Annotated in this window: 15 protein-coding genes; 4 read left to right on the plus strand and 11 right to left on the minus strand. The window is 46.2% G+C overall.

The annotated features are described in order from the left end of the window. Nucleotides 1-58 precede the first annotated feature (58 nt). Both QF049_RS19345 and QF049_RS19350 read right to left on the minus strand, forming a co-directional pair. Nucleotides 59-2,437: a GH36-type glycosyl hydrolase domain-containing protein gene (locus tag QF049_RS19345; protein WP_307539822.1), complete on the minus strand. Its 2,379-nt coding sequence runs from the start codon at nucleotides 2,435-2,437 to the stop codon at nucleotides 59-61. Nucleotides 2,438-2,566: 129 nt separating this feature from the next. Beyond that, nucleotides 2,567-2,986 (minus strand): ester cyclase, encoded by a 420-nt coding sequence (locus QF049_RS19350; protein ID WP_307539824.1) that lies wholly within the window; start codon nucleotides 2,984-2,986, stop codon nucleotides 2,567-2,569. Between the two features lie 304 nt (nucleotides 2,987-3,290). Here QF049_RS19350 and QF049_RS19355 point away from each other — a divergent pair, with 304 nt between their 5' ends. Further along, nucleotides 3,291-5,810 (plus strand): transglutaminase domain-containing protein, encoded by a 2,520-nt coding sequence (locus QF049_RS19355; RefSeq protein WP_307539826.1) that lies wholly within the window; start codon nucleotides 3,291-3,293, stop codon nucleotides 5,808-5,810. 125 nt (nucleotides 5,811-5,935) lie between these two features. Here QF049_RS19355 and QF049_RS19360 read toward each other — a convergent pair whose 3' ends face one another. Both QF049_RS19360 and QF049_RS19365 read right to left on the minus strand, forming a co-directional pair. Beyond that, nucleotides 5,936-6,838 carry an SDR family oxidoreductase gene (locus QF049_RS19360; RefSeq protein WP_307539828.1) on the minus strand — a complete coding sequence of 301 codons (903 nt, stop codon included), beginning with the start codon at nucleotides 6,836-6,838 and terminating at the stop codon, nucleotides 5,936-5,938. A 279-nt stretch (nucleotides 6,839-7,117) separates the two neighbouring features. Next, nucleotides 7,118-8,497: an amino acid permease gene (locus tag QF049_RS19365; RefSeq protein ID WP_307539830.1), complete on the minus strand. Its 1,380-nt coding sequence runs from the start codon at nucleotides 8,495-8,497 to the stop codon at nucleotides 7,118-7,120. A 343-nt stretch (nucleotides 8,498-8,840) separates the two neighbouring features. On the opposite strand from QF049_RS19365, the gene QF049_RS19370 reads away from it, so the two are divergent. Both QF049_RS19370 and QF049_RS19375 read left to right on the plus strand, forming a co-directional pair. Further along, a complete protein-coding gene (locus tag QF049_RS19370) occupies nucleotides 8,841-9,206 on the plus strand; it encodes a DUF6713 family protein (protein ID WP_150364476.1) in 366 nt (121 codons plus the stop codon). A 72-nt stretch (nucleotides 9,207-9,278) separates the two neighbouring features. Further along, entirely contained in the window at nucleotides 9,279-10,271 is a 993-nt protein-coding gene (locus tag QF049_RS19375) for a DUF4003 family protein (protein ID WP_307539834.1), read from the plus strand. 112 nt (nucleotides 10,272-10,383) lie between these two features. On the opposite strand, the gene QF049_RS19380 is transcribed toward QF049_RS19375, so the two are convergent. The 3 genes from QF049_RS19380 to QF049_RS19390 all read right to left on the minus strand — a co-directional run bounded on the left by QF049_RS19380 (nucleotide 10,384) and on the right by QF049_RS19390 (nucleotide 13,811). Further along, nucleotides 10,384-11,373, minus strand: coding sequence for a phosphotransferase (locus QF049_RS19380; protein ID WP_307539836.1), 990 nt, complete (start codon nucleotides 11,371-11,373; stop codon nucleotides 10,384-10,386). A 166-nt stretch (nucleotides 11,374-11,539) separates the two neighbouring features. Beyond that, nucleotides 11,540-13,315, minus strand: coding sequence for a SulP family inorganic anion transporter (locus tag QF049_RS19385; RefSeq protein ID WP_307539838.1), 1,776 nt, complete (start codon nucleotides 13,313-13,315; stop codon nucleotides 11,540-11,542). 166 nt (nucleotides 13,316-13,481) lie between these two features. Next, complete coding sequence (locus tag QF049_RS19390; protein ID WP_017690603.1) at nucleotides 13,482-13,811, minus strand: ArsR/SmtB family transcription factor; 330 nt, start codon at nucleotides 13,809-13,811, stop codon at nucleotides 13,482-13,484. A gap of 194 nt (nucleotides 13,812-14,005) precedes the next feature. On the opposite strand from QF049_RS19390, the gene QF049_RS19395 reads away from it, so the two are divergent. Further along, nucleotides 14,006-14,950, plus strand: coding sequence for an alpha/beta hydrolase (locus QF049_RS19395; RefSeq protein WP_307539840.1), 945 nt, complete (start codon nucleotides 14,006-14,008; stop codon nucleotides 14,948-14,950). A gap of 110 nt (nucleotides 14,951-15,060) precedes the next feature. On the opposite strand, the gene QF049_RS19400 is transcribed toward QF049_RS19395, so the two are convergent. The 4 genes from QF049_RS19400 to QF049_RS19415 form a co-directional block, all read right to left on the minus strand. Then, a complete protein-coding gene (locus QF049_RS19400) occupies nucleotides 15,061-16,638 on the minus strand; it encodes a glycoside hydrolase family 43 protein (protein ID WP_307539842.1) in 1,578 nt (525 codons plus the stop codon). Then, nucleotides 16,635-17,534, minus strand: coding sequence for a carbohydrate ABC transporter permease (locus QF049_RS19405; protein WP_017690606.1), 900 nt, complete (start codon nucleotides 17,532-17,534; stop codon nucleotides 16,635-16,637). Before QF049_RS19405 ends, QF049_RS19400 begins: the two co-directional genes overlap by 4 nt. Nucleotides 17,535-17,549: 15 nt before the next feature. Beyond that, on the minus strand, nucleotides 17,550-18,524 hold the full coding sequence (locus QF049_RS19410; RefSeq protein ID WP_036606005.1) for an ABC transporter permease: 975 nt from the start codon (nucleotides 18,522-18,524) through the stop codon (nucleotides 17,550-17,552). Nucleotides 18,525-18,658: 134 nt separating this feature from the next. After that, a complete protein-coding gene (locus tag QF049_RS19415) occupies nucleotides 18,659-20,332 on the minus strand; it encodes an extracellular solute-binding protein (protein ID WP_307539844.1) in 1,674 nt (557 codons plus the stop codon). Nucleotides 20,333-20,416 lie beyond the last annotated feature (84 nt).

The raw sequence follows: 20,416 nt of genomic DNA on the forward strand, positions 1-20,416 counted from the left end.
TCGACTTCGTAATTGTCCAAAACTCACCACACCATACAACAGTTACTCTCTACGCTTTCTACAAAGGCAGCTTCACCAACACCTCATATTTCATGCCGGCTTGTATATTCTTGATGATGTCGCCTGCAATTCGTTGACCGTCAACATGCACTTCAATCGCCTGGACAGTTGCATCCTTCTTCATGTTTACATGCAGCTCAGCTCCGCGGAACAACCGCGTAACCGATGCCTCGTTCCAATCTTCTGGCAACTGCGGACGCACTTGAAGTCCTTGCGCGTGACCTTGCAGTCCAAACAATCCGTCGATCAGGCAGCGATACACCCAAGGTACTGTGCCGGTGTTGAACAGATGACTGGAGCGCCCAGCTGTACGTGGGAATTGACGATAAGCTCCGCGATAATAATTCGGGATAAATACGGGTAGCTGACCCCGCTGGAGAATATCCCCGCCATCAGGACCCGGAATCATTTTACGCAGCAAACGATACGCCTTCTCCTTCTCGCCCACCAGGTACAACGCGTAAATATAGAACGCCGCCGCGTGATTGTACACGGCACCATTCTCCGCACTTCCCGGATGTTTCTGCGTAACACGGCCTACATCTTCCCGCATCGCTGTGAAAGACGGCGCGAGCTTCTCAATACCATATGGCGTCTCCAATTGCTCCTCTACGGCACGGATTAACTTCTCCTGTTTCTCCTGATCCGCAGCACCGCTCATAAGTGCCCAGCTCTGAGGATTAATATAGATGCGTCCTTCCACGTCCTTGCTTACACCAAACACTACGTTATCATCCGTAATGCCGCGCGCATACCAGTCCCCATCCCACAGATACTCATTCGCTACCGCATTGGTCTGATTGGCTTCCTGACGGAATTCCGCTGCAACCTCGGCATGCCCTGCCTGTTCAGCAAGATCTGCCCAAACATTAAATGCATAAGCCGTTGCAATGGTCAGCCAGCCGGATACGCCTTTGCCTTTGTATCCCACCATGTTCATCGGATCACACCAGTCACCCTGATTGATATAGTTCAACCCACGCGCATCCCGCTCGTGGATCAACCAGCGCATCGCGAGATTCATATGTTCCAGTACGGAAACCTTCTGTTCACTGTCTGTAAAAGGAACCTGTTCCTCCAGAATGCTATAGTCATTTGTTTCATCCAGATAAGTCTTCATACAGACCGGAAGCCAGATACAGTGATCGGTATGAGGAATCTGGTTAATATATTTCAATTCTGCGTCGGGGTGCAAAATAATTCCGTCCGGCATGGCGCCGCTAATATGCTGTTGTGACAATGCAGTCAGGAACGCAGCCCGCGCAACCTGCGGTTGAATGTAACTCATCCCCATATTATCCTGCAGATAATTCCGGGTCTGTGGATCGGTCGATAGACGGTTTGTTTTCCCGTGATAATACATCTGACGAGGTAGCCAGTGATTCACGACATTATCCAGCCAGCTGTCCGGTGTCTCGATCTGGATGTTTCCTTGCCCTTCCGCAATATACTCAGCATACTCCTGCTCGGCTGCGGTGAAACCATCCTGTCCTGCCTCATTCTGCTTCACAAAATAATGCTGACGAATGCCTTCAATCTCTGCCTCATCATGAGCCGGGCCAAAGATAAATCGGTAGGCCTGCTCAGCACCAGCTTCCAGATCTACTCTGTATTGCAATACAGCCACAGGTGTCTCATAACGCGCATCTCCGCCAGCGAGTGTCTCCGACTGAAGGGCGGAAGGATTATGAAGTCCACCTTCGCCTTCAAAAGTCTCATGATTCACTTCCCATGCGATCGGTTGATGTTCTGCAAGCAGATAGGTTTTGTCACTATAGTTTTTGATTTTGCTGTAGTCCTGATATTTCTGATACGGCGTAATCGCCGAGCAGACAATGCCCTGCAAATCTTCCACATATGAACCGGACTGGTTCATCCAGGACATATAACCGACCGTATAATACGGGTAGATACTCAGCTTGCGTTTTCTCGAAGACAGATTGGTTACCTTCACACGCCACAGCTCCATGACATCTTCCTTCGGCAGACGCAGGGACATCTCGATGCAAATGTCGTCCTGAATTACTTTCCAGTGAATATCGTGTTTGCCTACAGCGAACGTATAGCTATCCGCCTGCTTGCGAACTGGTTCATACGGGGCGGAGAAAATTTCGCCACTTACTTCATCTTTAATGTAGATAAACCGTCCCGGATGGTGGGCATAGTACGGCTGCTCCGGTTGCATAAACGTCTTGGCTTCCAGGTTGGGCGCATACGAGTATTTGGCAGGTTCGGGCTGCATGAATTGGGCCACCGCGTACCCCCGGCAATTCACATGAATCATCATCTTTTCATTCCAAAGGAATCCGGATGCCTTCGGTAAACTTGTCGGGCTGGTTAGTTCAACATACTGATTATCTTCCGTTGCTTTAATCATCACTGAACCTCACTTTCAGATTATGGAGTTAAAAGACAGAAAACGTTTTAGGTAACTTGTATACAACTTTGTTCATTATAACACGGGAACGCTTTCGAAGAACTGAAAACTAAAAAAGAGCTGAGAAACTCAGCTCTGATTACGTTCCAATTGTTTCTCGATGCCCAACCTGTCGATCTGTATCCAATACTCTGCAATTCGTTCGTTTTCCACTCGGTATACCGCACTCGCAATTTCAATCACCGGAAGGTTGGTTGGACTGTATCCGTCCACTTCGCCAATATGGGTACCTGTTTGTCTCCAGCGCACATAGACTTTATCACCTTGCGTCAGCATCTCTTGAATTTCGAGTGAAAATTCCCCGTAAGCTTCGATCATTTCTCGCACATGATCTGCATAATCAGAAGGTGTTCGGGTGACCGTGACCTCATCTTCGGATATCACTTGATGAGCCAGTACCTGTTCCGCCATCAGCCTGCTTGCATAATCAGGATTTCTGCCTGATCGGACCTCTTCAAAAAAGGTTCTCACAATCTGTTCTGCTGTCATCTGAGCCCCTCCAGTCTATTCAATTGTTCCGCTTATATATAAATATGTAGTAATTCTTGTATTCTAACACGGAACGCAAGCTACGGAATTACATCTGTTCTATTGTTATACAGGACTTAAAACCTATCCTCTCACCTTGACAATGCGTCAATATGACCATAAACTAGCAAAGGATATTAGGAAATTAATAGGAGGTTTAGATGTTAAGAGGTTCGAGTATGGGTTTTAACCAAATCTGATAATCTTTCGGTGTGTAGAAACGTAGCATTTAGAGCAACTCAGAAAAACAAGAAAGCGGTGTATCATGAAACGTCTATTTTTCATTATGTTTGCGCTCACCCTGTTACTGGCTGGATGCCAGAGTAATGAACAGGAAAGCAGTCCGTCCGAGAATAATCCTACAGAAGTCGTAGAAGGTTCTACTATTTTAAGTTTGAAGCAGAAGTACGGCTCCGAATCGGAACAAGCGATCATGCCGATGTACAATGTAGCTCAGGATGAAGAATTTACGTTCAAGTTTAAAGCAGATTTACGTAAAAGTAACCTGTCAGCTAGTGACATTATTAGTGTACATACCGATATTAAAGCACTCAAAGCAAGCGATGTATATGCCATTCCAGAAACAAACGACAATAGTGTTTCCATTAAACCTCTTGGGTGGGGTGTTTTAAGTTCAGATTCCATGATGAACAAGGATCAAAGTTCTTGGGGTGGTGCCCCAATCTATTACATTCGCCTGAATTATGATCCGGATGCTGAGAAGCTAACACTGCTTGATCAACCCATCATTATTCCATTTACAGTGAAGTCAGAGTTACCTGTACCCAACTTAAGATACGAAATTGACAAAGACAGACGGTTCAAGTTGGTCTGGGACAAGGTTGAAGGTGCCACCGAATATAAAATTTATAAACGTTCTGACCTAACCAACTTTGATACAAATGTACCTCTAACTGGCGCAGAGGATGCTTTCAGTAATAGTCTACCTTTAGATATTGCGGTAACAACAGAGACGTCTTTCAATGATTTTTTGAGAGATGGAAAAGGCGGGCTAGGCACTTATAATGAAATGATAACTACCACTCAGAACCATGGTATACGAGGAGAATATTACGTCACTGCAATCGGTGGGGGCAAAGAATCCAATTTTAGCAGAGGTGTCCCTACAGCTCCGCTTGCTTCCCAGTTACCAACATCTCTGAAAGAACAATTGTATAGGGAGAAATTAAAGAATATAGATGTACTTCCTCAGAAGACAACAGTTGAGTACAATGACGGATCTCTAGCCCGTGAAACCATTGTTTATGATACCAAAAGCGTAGAGATTTCAGAGTTCAATGAAACGAATATTCCTTTTCATATTAAAGGAACAGCTCTGAAAAGTTACGTGCGCGTAGAAAATGTGACTCAAGCAGACCTGGACAGACTTGCTCAGCAAACCGTAGCCGATTCCAGCAACGGACTGGTGGAACCAAAGAATGACACAGCTTACGTCCCTGCGCCTGATGTGCCAACGATCATCAACAATCATGATGCACCTGCGTCTGCAACGGAAAAAGAAGAACCGGCGGTGGAATCTATAACTACAGAGTCCGCAACCGATACTGGAACGTCAGAAGATGCAACTGATCCGGTATCCACCGAGGCTTCTAATGATACTTCTGATAATTCTTCAGATATGGCTTCTGAAGAAACTTCCAATGAAACACCTGCTCCAGCTCCCGAAGTTGAAGAAGACAATCTGGTAGATGAACAGAAGTCCAATACACAGCAAAATGTAGAACAAGGTAATCAGGAAACCGTGCCTCAGCCTGCTACAGGCGATGCAATGATCAATGCAGATTCCGCATTGGAAGAAGTTTTAGCCAAAAACATGATTGCGGCACAAGATAAAATTTCGTTAAAAGCTTTCCCCGAAGCTCAAAATTTCACGACACTCTCAGATGTTGTTCTGAAAGTGATGTACCAGAATCCATTGATTCTTGGTGTGGAAGGTTTTGAATACAACTATGGTACGCTTACCCTTTCCATCCATTACAATGAATCGGCTAGTGGTATTCAAAAGAAACAGGATGAGATTATTGTCAAGGCGAACGAAGTCGTGGCTTCTATCATTAAAGATGGTATGAACGAAGACGAGAAACGAAAAGCCATCTACGATTATCTGAACGATAACGCGAAGTATGATGATGCAGCGCTGGAAAATGCGGAGCAGAACAACTTCAAAAATGTCGATCCGCAGTTCAATGACTCGTTTACCACATACGGCATTCTGGTCAAAGGTGTCGGGGTATGTGCCAGCTATGCTTCCGTTTACAAACTACTCTCCGATCTCTCGGGACTGGAAAGCATCGTTGTAACGGGCTCTTCCAGTGGTGTTCCACATGCATGGAACAAGGTCAAAATCGGAAACGAATGGTTCCATGTCGATGCCACCAACAACCTGACGAACTCCGGCATCCCATACTTCCTGTACAATGCTAACGATGAGACTGCTGCAAGTCAGAAAACGATAGCGGATCAAGATTATTGGCTTGATTCCGAGCTCGCGATGTTTAATGGCGAGAGCGATGCCAATGATTATTATGTGCAGAATGACCTCGAAGTCGCGTCCATTAATGAGTACAAAACCAAAGCTGAGAGTGAACTTAAAAAAGGAGAGAACCGGGTTATTCTCCGTTTTGCCTCACCTGTTGACTCTGATGAGCTGATGACAGCTGCCGGCGAAGCCCTCGCTGCAGTGGATGGAGCCCTTCTGAATACAGCACAATTGGCCACGCTTGGCAGTTATGCCATTCTGGACCCGAAACCAGAGCAGAAGTAACTTTATAATTTTAAAAAAATAACATAACAACAAAGAACACCATTCACCTGCACAGGGAATGGTGTTCTTTGTTTAACTGGCCTATAATCGCTGGTCATGATCCATAGGCCTTTTATATTCAACGTTTACGGACTAACCGTACCACCATTCGCATTCAATGTCTCGCCGCTCACATAGCTGGATTCCTGGCTTGCCAGGAACACAAATGACGGAGCCATCTCGGCAGGTTGTCCTGCCCGACCAAGCGGTGTATTGGAGCCGAAATCAGCCAGCTTCTCGACTGGTTGTCCACCCACGACCTGAAGTGGTGTCCATACCGGGCCTGGTGCAACAACATTGACACGAATCCCTTTGCTACCCACCTGTTGCGCCAGCGCTTTGCTGAACGTGTTAATGGCTGCCTTCGTTGTCGCATAATCCAGCAGGATTGGCGAAGGTTTGTACGCCTGAATGGATGATGTGTTGATAATGGAGCTGCCCGGTTTCATGTGTTTCACAGCTGCTTTGCAGAGCCAGAACATGGAATAAACATTTGTTTTGAACGTTGCATCGAATTGCTCGGTAGTCAGATCCGCAATCTGCTCTACAAACTGCTGTTTACCTGCCACGTTAGCTAGGATATCAATCCCGCCAAGCTCTTTTACCGCAGATTCAATGAGTTCTTCACAGTATTTCTCATCCTTCAGGTCACCAGGCATCGTGATCGCTTTGCGACCGGCTTCCTCAATCAGCTTCACAACTTCCTGCGCATCTGCTTCCTCTTCCGGCAGATAGGCCAGAACGACATCTGCACCTTCACGGGCAAACGCAATCGCTGCCGCCCGGCCAATTCCGCTGTCAGCCCCGGTCACAACTGCTTTGCGTCCCGTTAAACGTCCGCTGCCTTTATAACTTTTCTCACCCGCATCGGGAACAGGGGTCATCTCACGCTGGAGCCCCGGCTCATCCTGTTGCTGTTTCCACTCCGGTGTAGCCTTCGGATATTGTGTCGTTGGATCTTGCATGGTGTGCTGGTCTTGATTAGCCATGTTCAATTCCTCCTTGGTTATTTATATTGATCAATACGATCACAGAAGTTGTTTTCTTAAATGTTGCACTCTTTCCTTTGTAACCGAGTTGGGCGTTATTTAAACTAAGCCCGCCCGAATTCCCTGACAGTCTTCTAGTATTGAATCTCCCCTAACCCCATACCATTTTAAGAAAAAAAATGCACTCCTTGAATGACGCCGAATCACCCTCAGGTTCTCCAATCGTTTCAAGGAATGCATGTATGATATTACGATATAAGTTGATTTTTGAATATTAGACTAGCGATCTTCGCCGCCATCTATCCGTTGTCTTTTTCCGATGCCAAATGCGAAATAACCAGCCACCACGATGGCCATGAACGTAGCTCCAACAACCAGAGGCAAGCGAGTATCCGGGTTAAACGCCATACCGATGATGACGAGGATAAGATACACGATGATAATGTAATTGCTGATCGGGAACCATTTGGACTTGAAGTTATGATCTGCCATCTCGTTGTCCCAACGCTTTCTGAATCGGAACTGGCTGAACGCCAGCGCGAACCATGGAACCATACCCGGAAGAACACTTGCACTGTAGATGTACAGGAACAATTTGGAATCCGGCATCAGGTAGTTCAGCACAACCCCAATCAGCAGCAAGGAGATTGTGATGACGATACTGTTGCGGGGAACCCCGCCTTTGGACAGCTTTTTGAAAAAGGCAGGTGCCTGCCCATTCTCAGCCAGTGTGTATAACATCCGTCCTGCACTGTAGATCCCGCTGTTGCATCCAGACATGGCCGCCGTGAGTACCACAAAGTTAATGATCCCCGCTGCAGCAACAATACCAACTTTGGCAAAGGTGAGCACAAACGGGCTACCCGTCTCGCCTACCTCGTTCCAAGGGTACAGGGTTACGATAACAAATATAGCTCCGACGTAGAAAATAAGAATACGCCACACGATATTTTTGATCGCTTTACGCAAGGTGTATTTCGGATTCTCCGCTTCGCCTGCTGTAATGCCAACCATCTCCACCCCCTGATACGCAGCCGTTACGATACACAGTGCAAATAGGAAACCTTTGATGCCTCCAGGGAAGAATCCGCCATGGCTAAACAGATTCGACAGCCCGATTGGCTGTCCTCCGTTCCCCCAGCCGAAGAAGATGAGCCCGGTTCCGATCACAATCATGGCTACAATAGCGGTCACCTTAATCATCGCAAACCAGAATTCAAATTCCCCATAGAACTTCACCGCCGCCAGATTCGCTGCCGCAATGATCAGCACCCCAGCAAGTGCCGGCAGCCACTGCGGAATATCCGGGAACCAATACCCGACATAGATGCCAATCGCCGTAACTTCCGCCATACCTACCGTAACCCACAGGAACCAATAGCTCCAGGCTGTCAGAAATCCGGCAAGCGGACTAATATATTTGTGAGCAAATGTTGCAAACGAACCCGTGACCGGCTCCTGAATCAACATTTCCCCCATAATGCGCATGACAAAAAAGATAACGATACCAGCCAATAAATAAGCCAGCAGCACGGATGGACCTGCCCATTTGATCGTACTTGCCGATCCCATGAACAAACCAACGCCGATTGTACCTCCGAGTGCAATCAGCTCTACATGGCGGGGCTTTAGCCCTCTAGATAGTTGCTTTGATTCCAAACGATTCTCCCCTTTTCACATTCACATTAACGCAATGCAGAATTACTTCACCAAATTGTACGAGATGTGCCGCAGAAATACAACAAGGAATGTGAGGAAACGGATTCACTACACATATAGGTATAGGATAACCGCTTAATGAATATGGCAGACAGTTCAATAAACAATTCACTGTAGCGTTGTGTAAGCAAAGTGACAGAGACTTTCTTATACATGACTCCACAGGGAGGCTACTGGAACCCCCAAAGGACAACTCACGTATTGTATATTTGGGCCGCTATACCGTAAGTGACTTGTTCGCTATTGACCTGCTTTTATAAAATTGAATAATAGGAGACTTTACATGCCTGACTTTTTACTGGTTTTATTTTTGTTTAACCTGTCTCTATTCCTGCTTCATGAAATGGATGCGATCAGGCGGTCCGAGTGGAAATTGTTTATGGTATTAAAAGATATGAAAGATGATAAAGCCTACATGTATTTCACATGGATTCACTTGCCGATGTACACCATCATCCTCTCTCTGCTTTTTAGCTCGTATCAGACCATTACATTTTGGGTGCTGGATATCTTTTTCATCATACATACCGTATTACACTTCTTTTTCGAAAAGCATCCTCGAAATGAATTTAAAAACGGGTTCTCCAGATCATTGATCTACCCTATGGGAATAATCGCTTTAATTCATTTGATATTCCTAATCATCTAATCTGTTTACACCGACGGAATGAAGGAAGCTGGAAGGGTATTGTAGAATAACAGTGAATATGGAGGTGTGCTTATGCAGCAGCATCATGCAGAACGAGTTGAATTATTTGTTTCCAACACCCAGATCATCAAGAAGTCGTTCAAATGGCAACATGCGATGATGCACCGTCTGGCTGCCCTGCTCTATGCAGCGGAGAATAAAACAGCAGATGGGGAAGCTATTCGTCAAAGCCATGAGTTGATTAAGCAAAACACAAAACTCTTCTCTGCATTCAGAGGTAATTCGGCCATTAGCATTGCTGCCATGCTCTCCCTTACAACGAATGAGGACACAAAGCTGGCAGATACCCTGCATGTCTATGATTTGATGAAAGAGATCAAATTCCGCAACTCTGATTATCTGGTTATTGCCGCCTATCAGATCGCTACTCAGACATCACCTGACCAGTTTCAACCTACGGTGGAGCGGGCCAAATCATTTTATGACGGCATGAAAGCAGAGCATCGTTTCCTCACTGGACAGGATGACTACATTTTCGCTGCCATGTTAGCCCTTTCCGATCTCGACGTAGATACCGGTGTGGCACGTATGGAACAACTTTATGGGGAATTAAAACCGGAGTTCTCTTCCAGAAACAGTGTGCAGGCGTTAACACAGGTCCTGGTTCTTGGAGAAGATGTCCCGGATGCAGGGGCTCGAGTGATTGCCTTAAATGAAGCTTTTCGCAAAAGGGATCTCCGAATGGATAAAACGTACACATTACCCTCTCTTGGGATACTTTCTCTACTGCCTTCGGACAGAGACTCATTAGTGAATGAAATCGCGGAAACAAATGACTGGTTACGGACTCAAAAAGGCTTCGGTGCCTGGTCAATCGACAAACAGGAGTTGCTCCTGTTCTCGTCTGCTCTGGTAGCCATACAACATGTAGAGGATCTGCGCAACGGTGTTCTAACCACAACCATCTCAACCAGCATCACAAACATTATTATTGCCCAGCAGGCAGCCATGGCCGCAGCTGCCGCAGCATCGGCTGCTGCCGCTTCTTCATCATCATCCAACTAATAAGTGCCCCTGTTACCTTCAATATAAGATGAAAAAGACCCTCCCGAGTTCAAGTTGACTCGGAAGGGTCTTAAAACAATCAAACCTACACCTAAATAATATTCATCATTTGCTAGGATATAATCCCCGTATCCCGGAATTCTTCCACGAAACTATCCAGCCAATCCGAACCATAGTCCAGCGCACCCGTATCACTCTCGATAAAAGCAACATCCAGACCCATCACCCAGAATCGGCGAGCAACAATAAAGAGATCAACCGCCTGCTCATCTTCGGCAGAGAAGCTTCTGACTGAACGATACCCTGCCATTAGCGCATCCCATAATGCTGCTTTTCGCTCATCAGACTGTCTTTTTCGAACTTTCACTTGAGCTAAATCATAGGCACGCCAGCCTTTGGCTGCCCACTCGAAGTCATAATGGATGAACTGATGTTCCTGTTGAAATACATTGTTATTCCCATGCATATCGCCATGGCACAGACCAAAGTCCAGGTCTTGTCTGGAAGTGGCAACGATGCGTTCTTTTAACGTTGTGGCAAACGTATGGAGAAATGCTGCTGCTTCATTGTTCTCACCGATATAGTGGATAATTCGCTCAAGGGGTTCGTCAATAAGTAACTTTAGATCCAGCTCATATCGTGGCAGCTCCATGTTCACCTGATCCATAGCTTCATGCAATTCAGCGGCAGATTGACCAAAGGCGTAACAAGACTCCTCATCCTCCAGGTTGTTCTCCGTACCCTCAATATACCGAAACATCACAGCAACCCGCTTGCCTTCCGCAGCCTCCAACACCGTATATCCCGTATGATCTTTCTTCTCGATGTATTCTCCAATGTCGGTATGTTCCGCAGAACCTAGAACGTTCTTCAGTTGAGACAATAACGAAAGCTCATACTGAACATCTGCCTCCGTAATTTCAGTGCGGTAGATCCGGAGAATATACATGCCACTGGACGTGCGAACCCGGTAGGTATCATTCAATCCTCTAAGCCAAAACAAACATTCTTCCCATGTTCCAATGTCATACTGATTGCTCAATGCAGACTCCAGATACCTGGGGTTAAGCACTGAACGTAAAGCAGTCGGTTGAATGGACATATGTATACTCCTTCAGTTTATATGATTATTTCTCATCTGATGAACGATGTAACCGTATTCACCTATCAACCTATAACATAGTCTATTTTTCGTTAATTTTCCAGAATATATATTTCAAACTGGTGCATCATCTTTGGAATTCCAAGTTTCCTTTCTCTTGAGTGGATTATACAGAACTGCTTGCATTGACCCGCTTCCCAGATTTCAGCAGGCTATTACGCTCTGGATCGGTTCCAGCGCTCGACAATACAGCACATTCACGAAAGGCAAAATGTTTGCACCCCTTACACTTCTCCTCGTTTAAATGCTGTAACGCATAATTAATGGCTTCCCCAGTATGTTCAAACCGATGGGCAGGATTTAAACGCTCTAACAGACCCGTTCGTTTCAACATCTCAAGCGGCTGCTCTTGTATGCCCGATAACAATACAATTCCGCCCGACCGTTCAAAATGCTTGATTAAACTCGCCAGGTTAGCCTCGCCTGTTGTATCCATAAAAGGTACCTTGCCCATGCGCAACAGCAAAATGCCCGGTCGCCGATGAATTGAATCCATGACCGACTTCTCGAACATATCCGCTGCGCCGAAAAACAGTGGCCCTTCAATTGTATACAGGCTTATTTGCGGACAGTCATGTCCTTCCCGAACCATGTGGGCCATGACTTTCTCATGTTTATGATCGGGATCGGGCAGTACTTTGGCAACCTTCAACATCTCACTCATGCGTTTAACAAATAAAAGGACCGCCAGAATTAACCCAACCTCTACAGCCGTTGTTAAACTTGTAAATACCGTAAGCAAAAAGGTAATGAGCAGAACGAGTGAATCACTCGTTTTGGTTTTCATGACATGCACGAAGGATCTTCGTTCACTCATATTCCAGGCAACCAGCATGAGAACGGGAGCCATACTGGCAAGAGGAATGTGGGATGCGTATGGCGCAAAGAGAACAAGTACCAGCAAAACCACTACACCGTGAATCACGCCAGACCATGGCGATACTGCGCCGGATTTGATATTTGTTGCTGTACGTGCAATCGCTCCTGTTGCAGGAATACCACCAAACAACGGCGTCACCATATTAGCAATCCCCTGCCCAATCAACTCTCGATTGCTGTTATGCCGGCTTCCGGTCATGCCATCGGCAACAACAGCTGACAGCAGCGATTCAATTCCACCCAGCATGGCAATGACAAAAGCGGGTTGCAGCAAGTTCATGATACGCTCCCAAGTGATCTCAGGCATATGAAACTGAGGCAAGGAGTTAGGTATGGCGCCAAAGGACGAACCAATTGTAGCCACCTGCCCTTCAAAAAAGAACGCCGCGACTACCGTCGAAAGAACCAGCCCCACCAGTGATGCAGGCACCTTTGGTGCAAACTTGGGCACAAGCAGAAGAACAGCCAGACAGATTCCAGCTGTAAGCACGCTGTATATATTAATCGTCGAGATATGCATCCCGATTTCTTTCATATTGGACCAGAAATCCTCGTGTTTCTCGATGCCTCGAAGCCCCAGAAAGTTCGTAATTTGTCCGCTAAAAATAATGACGGCGATGCCCGCCGTAAAACCGATCGTCACCGGCCTTGGAATAAACTTGATTAATGCCCCAAGCTTGAATACACCCATTAGTACAAGCATCAATCCTGCCATCATTCCGGCGATCAGCAGATTCTCATATCCATACTGCATCACAATGGCAAAGAGGATCGGAATAAATGCCCCCGTTGGCCCGCCAATCTGGAACTTGGACCCACCCAGCAAGGAAATGAGAATCCCTGCGATTACTGTGGTATACAATCCATACTCCGGTTTGACCCCGGAAGCGATGGCAAAAGCCATACCGAGTGGAATCGCAATGATACCTACAATCAGTCCCGATAACAGATCCTTGCGAAAAGCGACAGCATTGTACCCTGCATATCTCCCCATCCATTTCATGCACAAAAACCTTCTTTTCTTCATATATTTGAATATTTGAATATATTTAAAAGACTACTCCCCTGCATACGTCCTGTCAATCGGATTAAGCACAATCCCAGCAGGAACCTAACACAAAAAAACAAGAACCTCCGGTGATTACACCCAGTTGCTCTTGTTTATTGTGTCAGGACTCTTTACGAATATCTTCCAGCATGGAAATGGCATCAACCAGATGATTGTCAAAAATCTGTTTGGTGACTGCCAACAGGTCCTTAATCAGCGGATCACGCAGCGAATAGGTGACGGTTGTCCCTTCTTTTATCCCGTGGACCACGTTTTTGCTGCGCAATACAGCCAGTTGCTGTGAAACGGCAGAGCCTTCCGACCCCAGAATGCTTTGCAGTTCATTCACGTTTTTGGCTCCTTCACTCAGCAGTTCCAGAATCTGAATCCGCATCGGGTGTGCCAACGCTTTGAAAAAATCTGCTTTAAACTGTTGTATGCTCTGATTCATACGCTATGCCCCTTCAATCGAACTTTTGAAGATGCAAATATCATAACATAGAACGGGTACCATGCTTTACTCTAACCGTAAACGGTTTGATGGAAAAATTAAGATTGACCTTGAAGTACACTTCAACCTTTATACTTAACTTATAGTCTCCACAGATCGTATATCTGATCTCTATCAGGAAGGGTGATTCCTCAATGAACATGTATATCCATAATCACAAACGCTCGTTGACGAGCTTTCTATTTGAGAAATATATCGGAACGTTAGATACCAAGAAATTTTTTTCAACACGCGAGCTTACTCGCAAACACCTGGATCTTATGGGCTTGGAAAACATTAAACCTTATACCTTGGGTAAAACAAAACTGTCATCTTCCATCAAAGAGCGCTCCCTTGAAGACATGCAGGTATTCACATTAAACGATCAGCATTCCCGTGAACAGAGGGTCATTCTCTACATTCATGGCGGGGCGCATACACACCAGCCGCTGTCTTTACACTGGAAATTCATGGACCGCATGGCTCAGGCTCTGAATGCCAAAGTTGTTGCTCCCATCTATCCAAAGGTTCCGCATTTTAACTATCAGCACACGTATCCGAAACTGCTCAATCTATACCGGGATCTGCTCGCCTCTGTGGACGACCCGGCACAATTCACCATTATGGGGGATTCCGCAGGCGGGAACATATCCCTAGCCTTGGCCCATTTTCTGAAGATGTATGATCTCCCGCAGCCCAAAGATATCATCTTGTTCTCACCTTGTGTGGATATGGTGCTGGACAATCCGGTCATATTTGATTACGAGACCCGCGACCCTATGCTCGCTGTGGAAGGGTATGATGTCATCCGGCGGATCTGGGCAGCTGACAAACCGTTGAACGATCCGTTAATCAGTCCAATCTACGGAGATTTCGCCGGTTTGGGCAAAATCAGTATCTTTATCGGGACTCACGAGGGCTTGTTTCCTGATAATATGAAGCTCGACAAACAGCTGACGGATCAAAGAATCGATCATCAAACATACGTTTACCCCAAAATGAACCATGTCTTTGTCCTCTATCCGATTCCGGAAGCCAGGGATGCTCAGCGTAAAATAGTTAACATCATAAAAAGCTCAGCACATGAAGCTGGACAATAGACTGTAACGCCTCCCCATAACCCTTTGGCAAAAAGAACGAAAAAAAAGCTCAATCCCTGGACTACCGCCACCGGATTGAGCTTTCTTGCTGTTATTCTGTCATCTAAATATTATTTATATGAACCATATTCAAACCAGTCAAAGTCTGCTACCTGATCGGAAGAAGTACCGTTGCTACTGCTAAACATTCCGATACAACAGCCAACAAAGCCGCCGGCTACTTCGGTGCTCAAGCTGCTTGTATCCACCTGTTCCGCCACCAGATGATACTGACTTCCATCTGTGCTGTAATAGAAGTTTAGTTGCTGACCTGTTGCGGCCAGTTTGATATATACCTGCGATACATCACCCTCCAGTGCGATTTGCGCAATGTGGGTATCCTGACCATCTATACAGGTCAGCACACGCAGCACCTGCTGTTTCTCCGCCAGAGCACGCTCAATCCGTACGTGATACAGATCGTTCTGAATGACGACAAGACCAGCCGTTTCGTTTTCATTTCCAGGCACAAATTCCATCGCTGTAGCTGCGACATAATCCATATGCCTTTGACGCAGACAAACAAAGCTGGAATTTTCTTTTTCCTTCAATGTTTGCGGTTTCAGCTTCAGCCGCAAGTATCCTTTTCGTTCGGTTAATGAATAGAGATCCTCCTGAGGATTGCGCAGGAACATCCATTGCAAACCCAGACAATCGCTGTCAAAATGGTCAAAACGCAGTTGCGGTTCTACCGGAACAGGCTTCAAATCCAACGTACCCTGCTCCTCCAGGATCCCGCGGCCCTCATTGACAACAGGCCATCCGTCCTCCCAAACAACAGAAGCAAGGAACGTCTCCCGCCCCAGGTTGCTATAGCTCCCTCCATATGGACGCGAAGCAAGCATGACCATGAACCATTGACCGTTCTCAGCCTGCACCAAGTCGGCATGTCCGACATTAACAACAGGGTAACGTTTACCCAAATGGCGATGTGTAATGATTGGATTATTCGGATTCCCGACGTATCCTTCGGTCAAACTTTTACTACGAGCAATGGTCACCGCATGGTTTGGCCCTGTGCCTCCCTCTGCAATCAATAAATAGTAATATTCATCGATCTTATACAGATGCGGGCCTTCCGGCCAGATGACATCTACCATCGCCCCGCGCCACAGAACGTAACTGTCTCCCACCAGCTTCATACTGCCCAGATCAAGCTCTCTCAGCCAAACTTCCCAATTGCCATTATAACGAACTCCCTCAGAGCAAGGACGTGTACCAAGGTAATACGCTTTGCCGCCATCGAAGAAAATCGTAGGGTCTATGCCTTCTGCGCCTTCAATAAAATAAGGATCAGACCATGGCCCAGCCGGGTCGGTAGCGGTTACAACAAAATTGCCGCCATGTGATACATTGGTTGTAATCATATAGAAGGTGCCTTCATGATACCGAAGCGTTGGAGCGAATATCCCCTGTGAATGGCCTGCTCCCTGAAGATTCAACTGTGAAGGGCGGTCCAGCACATTTCCAATCTGTTTCCAATTTACAAGATCACGGCTCTGAAAGATCGGAACGCCAGGAAAATAGGCAAATGTTGATGTCACCAGATAAAAATCTTCACCCACCCGGCATACAGATGGATCTGGATAAAACCCGGGCATAATCGGATTGTTAAACGTGCATTGTTCGCTTTGATTTGCATTTTTCATTCTTTTACCCCTCCAATGGTTAGTCCAGTCACAAAGTATTTTTGCAAGAACGGATACAGTAAAACGATCGGCATTGCCGTCACAACCGTGATGGCTGCCCGAATGGACACAGGCGTCACCATGTTGGTTACATTTTTGAATGAATCCACGTTGACGGTTCCCCCCTGTGAGGTCGCAGAGGATAACAATTTCATCAGCTCATACTGCAAGGTGGTCAAATTCCGATTTCCCGCCGTGTACAACATGGAGTCAAACCAGGAGTTCCACTGACCTACAGCAATAAACAGTGCAACTGTAGCCAGAACCGGCTTGGATAAGGGTAGCACGATACGCATGAAAATCCGAAAATCTCCGGCTCCATCCATCTTCGCGGATTCAATCAATCCCTCGGACAGTCCCTGAATGTAGGTACGAATGACGATCATGTTGAACACCCCGATCAACCCGGGAATAATGTATACCCAGAAGCTGTTCAGCAGCCCCACTTGTTTGATCAGCATGTATCCCGGAATTAAGCCGCCGCTGAAATACATCGTCATGACAAACAGCGTTGTGACCAATTTGTTGAACATATACTCCTTGCGGCTCAGCACATAGGCCAGCATGGCTGTACAGAACAGCTGTACAACCGTTCCCACCACAGTTCTGGCGACCGAAACAAATGCGGCTTGTGTCAGATTCGGGTTTTGGAATACGGAGACGTAATTTTGCAGCGTCCATTCCCTCGGCCAGAGATAGATCCCCCCGCGGATCGTATCCAGCCCGTTATTGAAAGATACGGCAATGGTGTTTAAAAAAGGATATAACGTAACAACCATGACAAGCAACATAAATATGCCATTGGTGATGGAAAAAATAGAGTCACCCAAGCTTCGTTTTCTGCTAAATCGTTTCACAGCTCTGCCCCCTTATCATATCAATCGCTCTTCACCAAGAGACTTGGCAATCCCGTTGGCGATAAATATGAGCACCAGACTGACCACACTTTTGAAAATGCCTGCTGCGGTGGCAAGTGAGTAGTTGCCGAGATTAATCCCGTATTTCAAAACAAAAATGTCAATCGTCTCGGATACATCCTGCACAAGTCCGTTCCCCAGCAAGTATTGAATCTCAAAACCCGCGTTCAGTACGTTACCAACGTTGATGATAAGCAGGATAATAATCGTTGGTTTGATGCTTGGAAGTGTGACATTAAACATTTTACGAAACCGTCCGGCTCCGTCGATGGAAGCTGCCTCGTACAAGCTTGGATTAATCGACGCCATGGCCGCCAGATAAATAATCGTGCCCCATCCAATTTCCTTCCACATGCTGGACAGACCTACAATTCCCCAGAAGTATTTGGGTTCGGCAAAAAAATTGATCGGTGCATCAATCAGGCCCAATTTCGTCAACAGCACATTCACTATTCCTGTTTCCGTTGATAATACATTCGCAACAATACCTGTTACGATGATCCACGACAGGAAATGTGGAAGATAGGAAACCGTCTGTACCACGCGTTTGAACAATACCATTCGCAGTTCATTCAATAACAGCGCCAGACCAATCGAGCCGACAAATCCCAGAAACAGACTGATCAGGCTCATCGCCAGCGTATTGCGAATGACACGTAAAAATGTAGGGTCCGTGAATAACGTTCGAAAATGATCCACCCCCACCCAATCCTGCTCCATAAAACCAATGCCCGGTCTATAATTCTGAAACGCCATCAACCAGCCCCATAATGGTCCATACGCAAAAATAGCGATAAACGCAATAAACGGAAATGACATCCACATTAATTGTCGCTGACTTTTCATTCTGGACAGGTTGTACCCGATCCAGCTTGTTCCCGCTGGGATATGGCTGGTTTTTAACGAAGGCTGCAGCTCCTTTTTGGCCATGTTTTTCTCTCCTTGCTTACGAGTTTATCTATATCACCCAGTCTGGGTGAATCGATTCCATTCCTATCCAATCTCCCAATCTAGCGTGTAAGAAAGGCTACGGGGTTCCCCATAGCCTTTCTGTGTGACAGGCCTTATCCCCACAGTTCCATACGTCTGCGGACTTCTTCCGTCAGCGCATCTTCATACGCTTTAATATCTGCGCTTTCCTTGAGCGTGGCTTGATATTCTTCCCAAGCCTTATCAAATTCGGCTGGTGAAGTCATAATCACTTTTGGCAGCCATTTGCGTTTTACATCGTCCATTTTCTGTCTGGCGATGGTCTCCGGTTTATTTGGTTCGAAATTATAGGTATAGATCGGGAACCACGGTTCATTTTCCTCCGCAGGCTCAAGGAAGTCAGTAAACTTCGTATATCCATAAGCCTTCAGCACTTTTTTGTCGATGTCATTCAATGTGGCAAGGTACTCTTCCGGCTGCTCCTTAGGGTCAAGGGCATTCTTCCCGTCAGCGGTCATGCCTTCATGATGCGGGAAATAGACCAACGGGCTTCCCGTGTTTGCCAGCACCCAGTCCGGATCTTTGGAATTCGCACGTTGCTCTTCATTCCTGGAGAACACGCCTTTGTCATCGACTTGGTAATCCACGCCTTCCTGCCCCCAGGTTCTCAATACCTCCATCTCAGGGTCCAGCAAATCATTAATATATTGAAGTGCTCCCTCGATATCCTCACAGCTCTTTGTAATGGCCAGGCCACCATTCACGTTAAGGATTGGATTGTTCTGATAACGCCCTTTAACATCCTCGGAAAGTGTAATGGACAACGGTACATAGGTTTTGTCATACAATTTTTGCTTCACGAGTGATGCCTCGGCGTCAAGGAACTGCCATCCTTGATCCACCATGCCCAGCACACGTCCGGTTGAAATTTTGGAGATATATTGGTCATAGTTTGCTGTAAAGGTTTCGTTATCGACGAGGCCTTGATGATATACCTCATTAATTTTCTTGAAATATGCCTTCGCTTCCGGAATGGTATTATAGTTTTTGGCCGTCAGTGTTTCTTTATCAACGATGACTGCGCCTTCGTTAGGATAACCAGCCATGAAGAGCGGAGGGTTCTCCAGTGCGAAATAACGCCAGTCATAGGAGATAATTTCAAATCCAATTGTGGGCTGACCATCAACAGTCGGGTGAGCTGCTTTATACCGTTCAATCAAGTCAAAGTATTGGTCAAGCGTTTTGATTGACGGATAATTATCCCACTCCAGTACGGCCTTCTGAATCCAGAATGCTTCTCCGTCATGGGATACTTTCATTGACTTTTCTTGTATATTGCCGAATTGAGGAATGAAGTAGATATGTCCATCCGTCGTATTTTTCATCTTCTTCCAGTCTTCGCCCAGGTAATTTTTGATGTTTGGATATTTATCGATGTAATCCTCCAGTGGTACTAACGCCCCTGCTGCTACCAATTGCTGAGTACCATCACTCCCATCGATAAAATCGGGATATTCGCCGCCTGCAATGAGTACTCCAATTCGCTCTTTGGCTGTTTGGCCCGTAAGCCAGTCCATCGTGACTCGTACGCCTGTTTTCTCCTCAATAGCCTTTAACACCCGATTATCGTCAGGCGCAATTTTTCCCGGTACGGCAAAAAATGCAGAAAATTGTTTCAATTCCCTTCCATCTGCTGTCTTTTCCCCTTTCGAGGACGATCCCGGTGTACATCCAGTGAGTGCGATGACCAGTATTAAAGCGAGCAGAGCACTATACATGATTCTTTTTCTAACATCCTTTTTCATCATGACCCCTCCATCGATTATATTGACAGAAGCTTTTCGGAAAGCGCTTTCCAAAGGCTGATTTAAAATTATCATGCTTCCATGCCC

Source organism: Paenibacillus sp. W4I10 (assembly GCF_030816325.1).
GTDB classification, from domain to species: domain Bacteria; phylum Bacillota; class Bacilli; order Paenibacillales; family Paenibacillaceae; genus Paenibacillus; species Paenibacillus amylolyticus_B.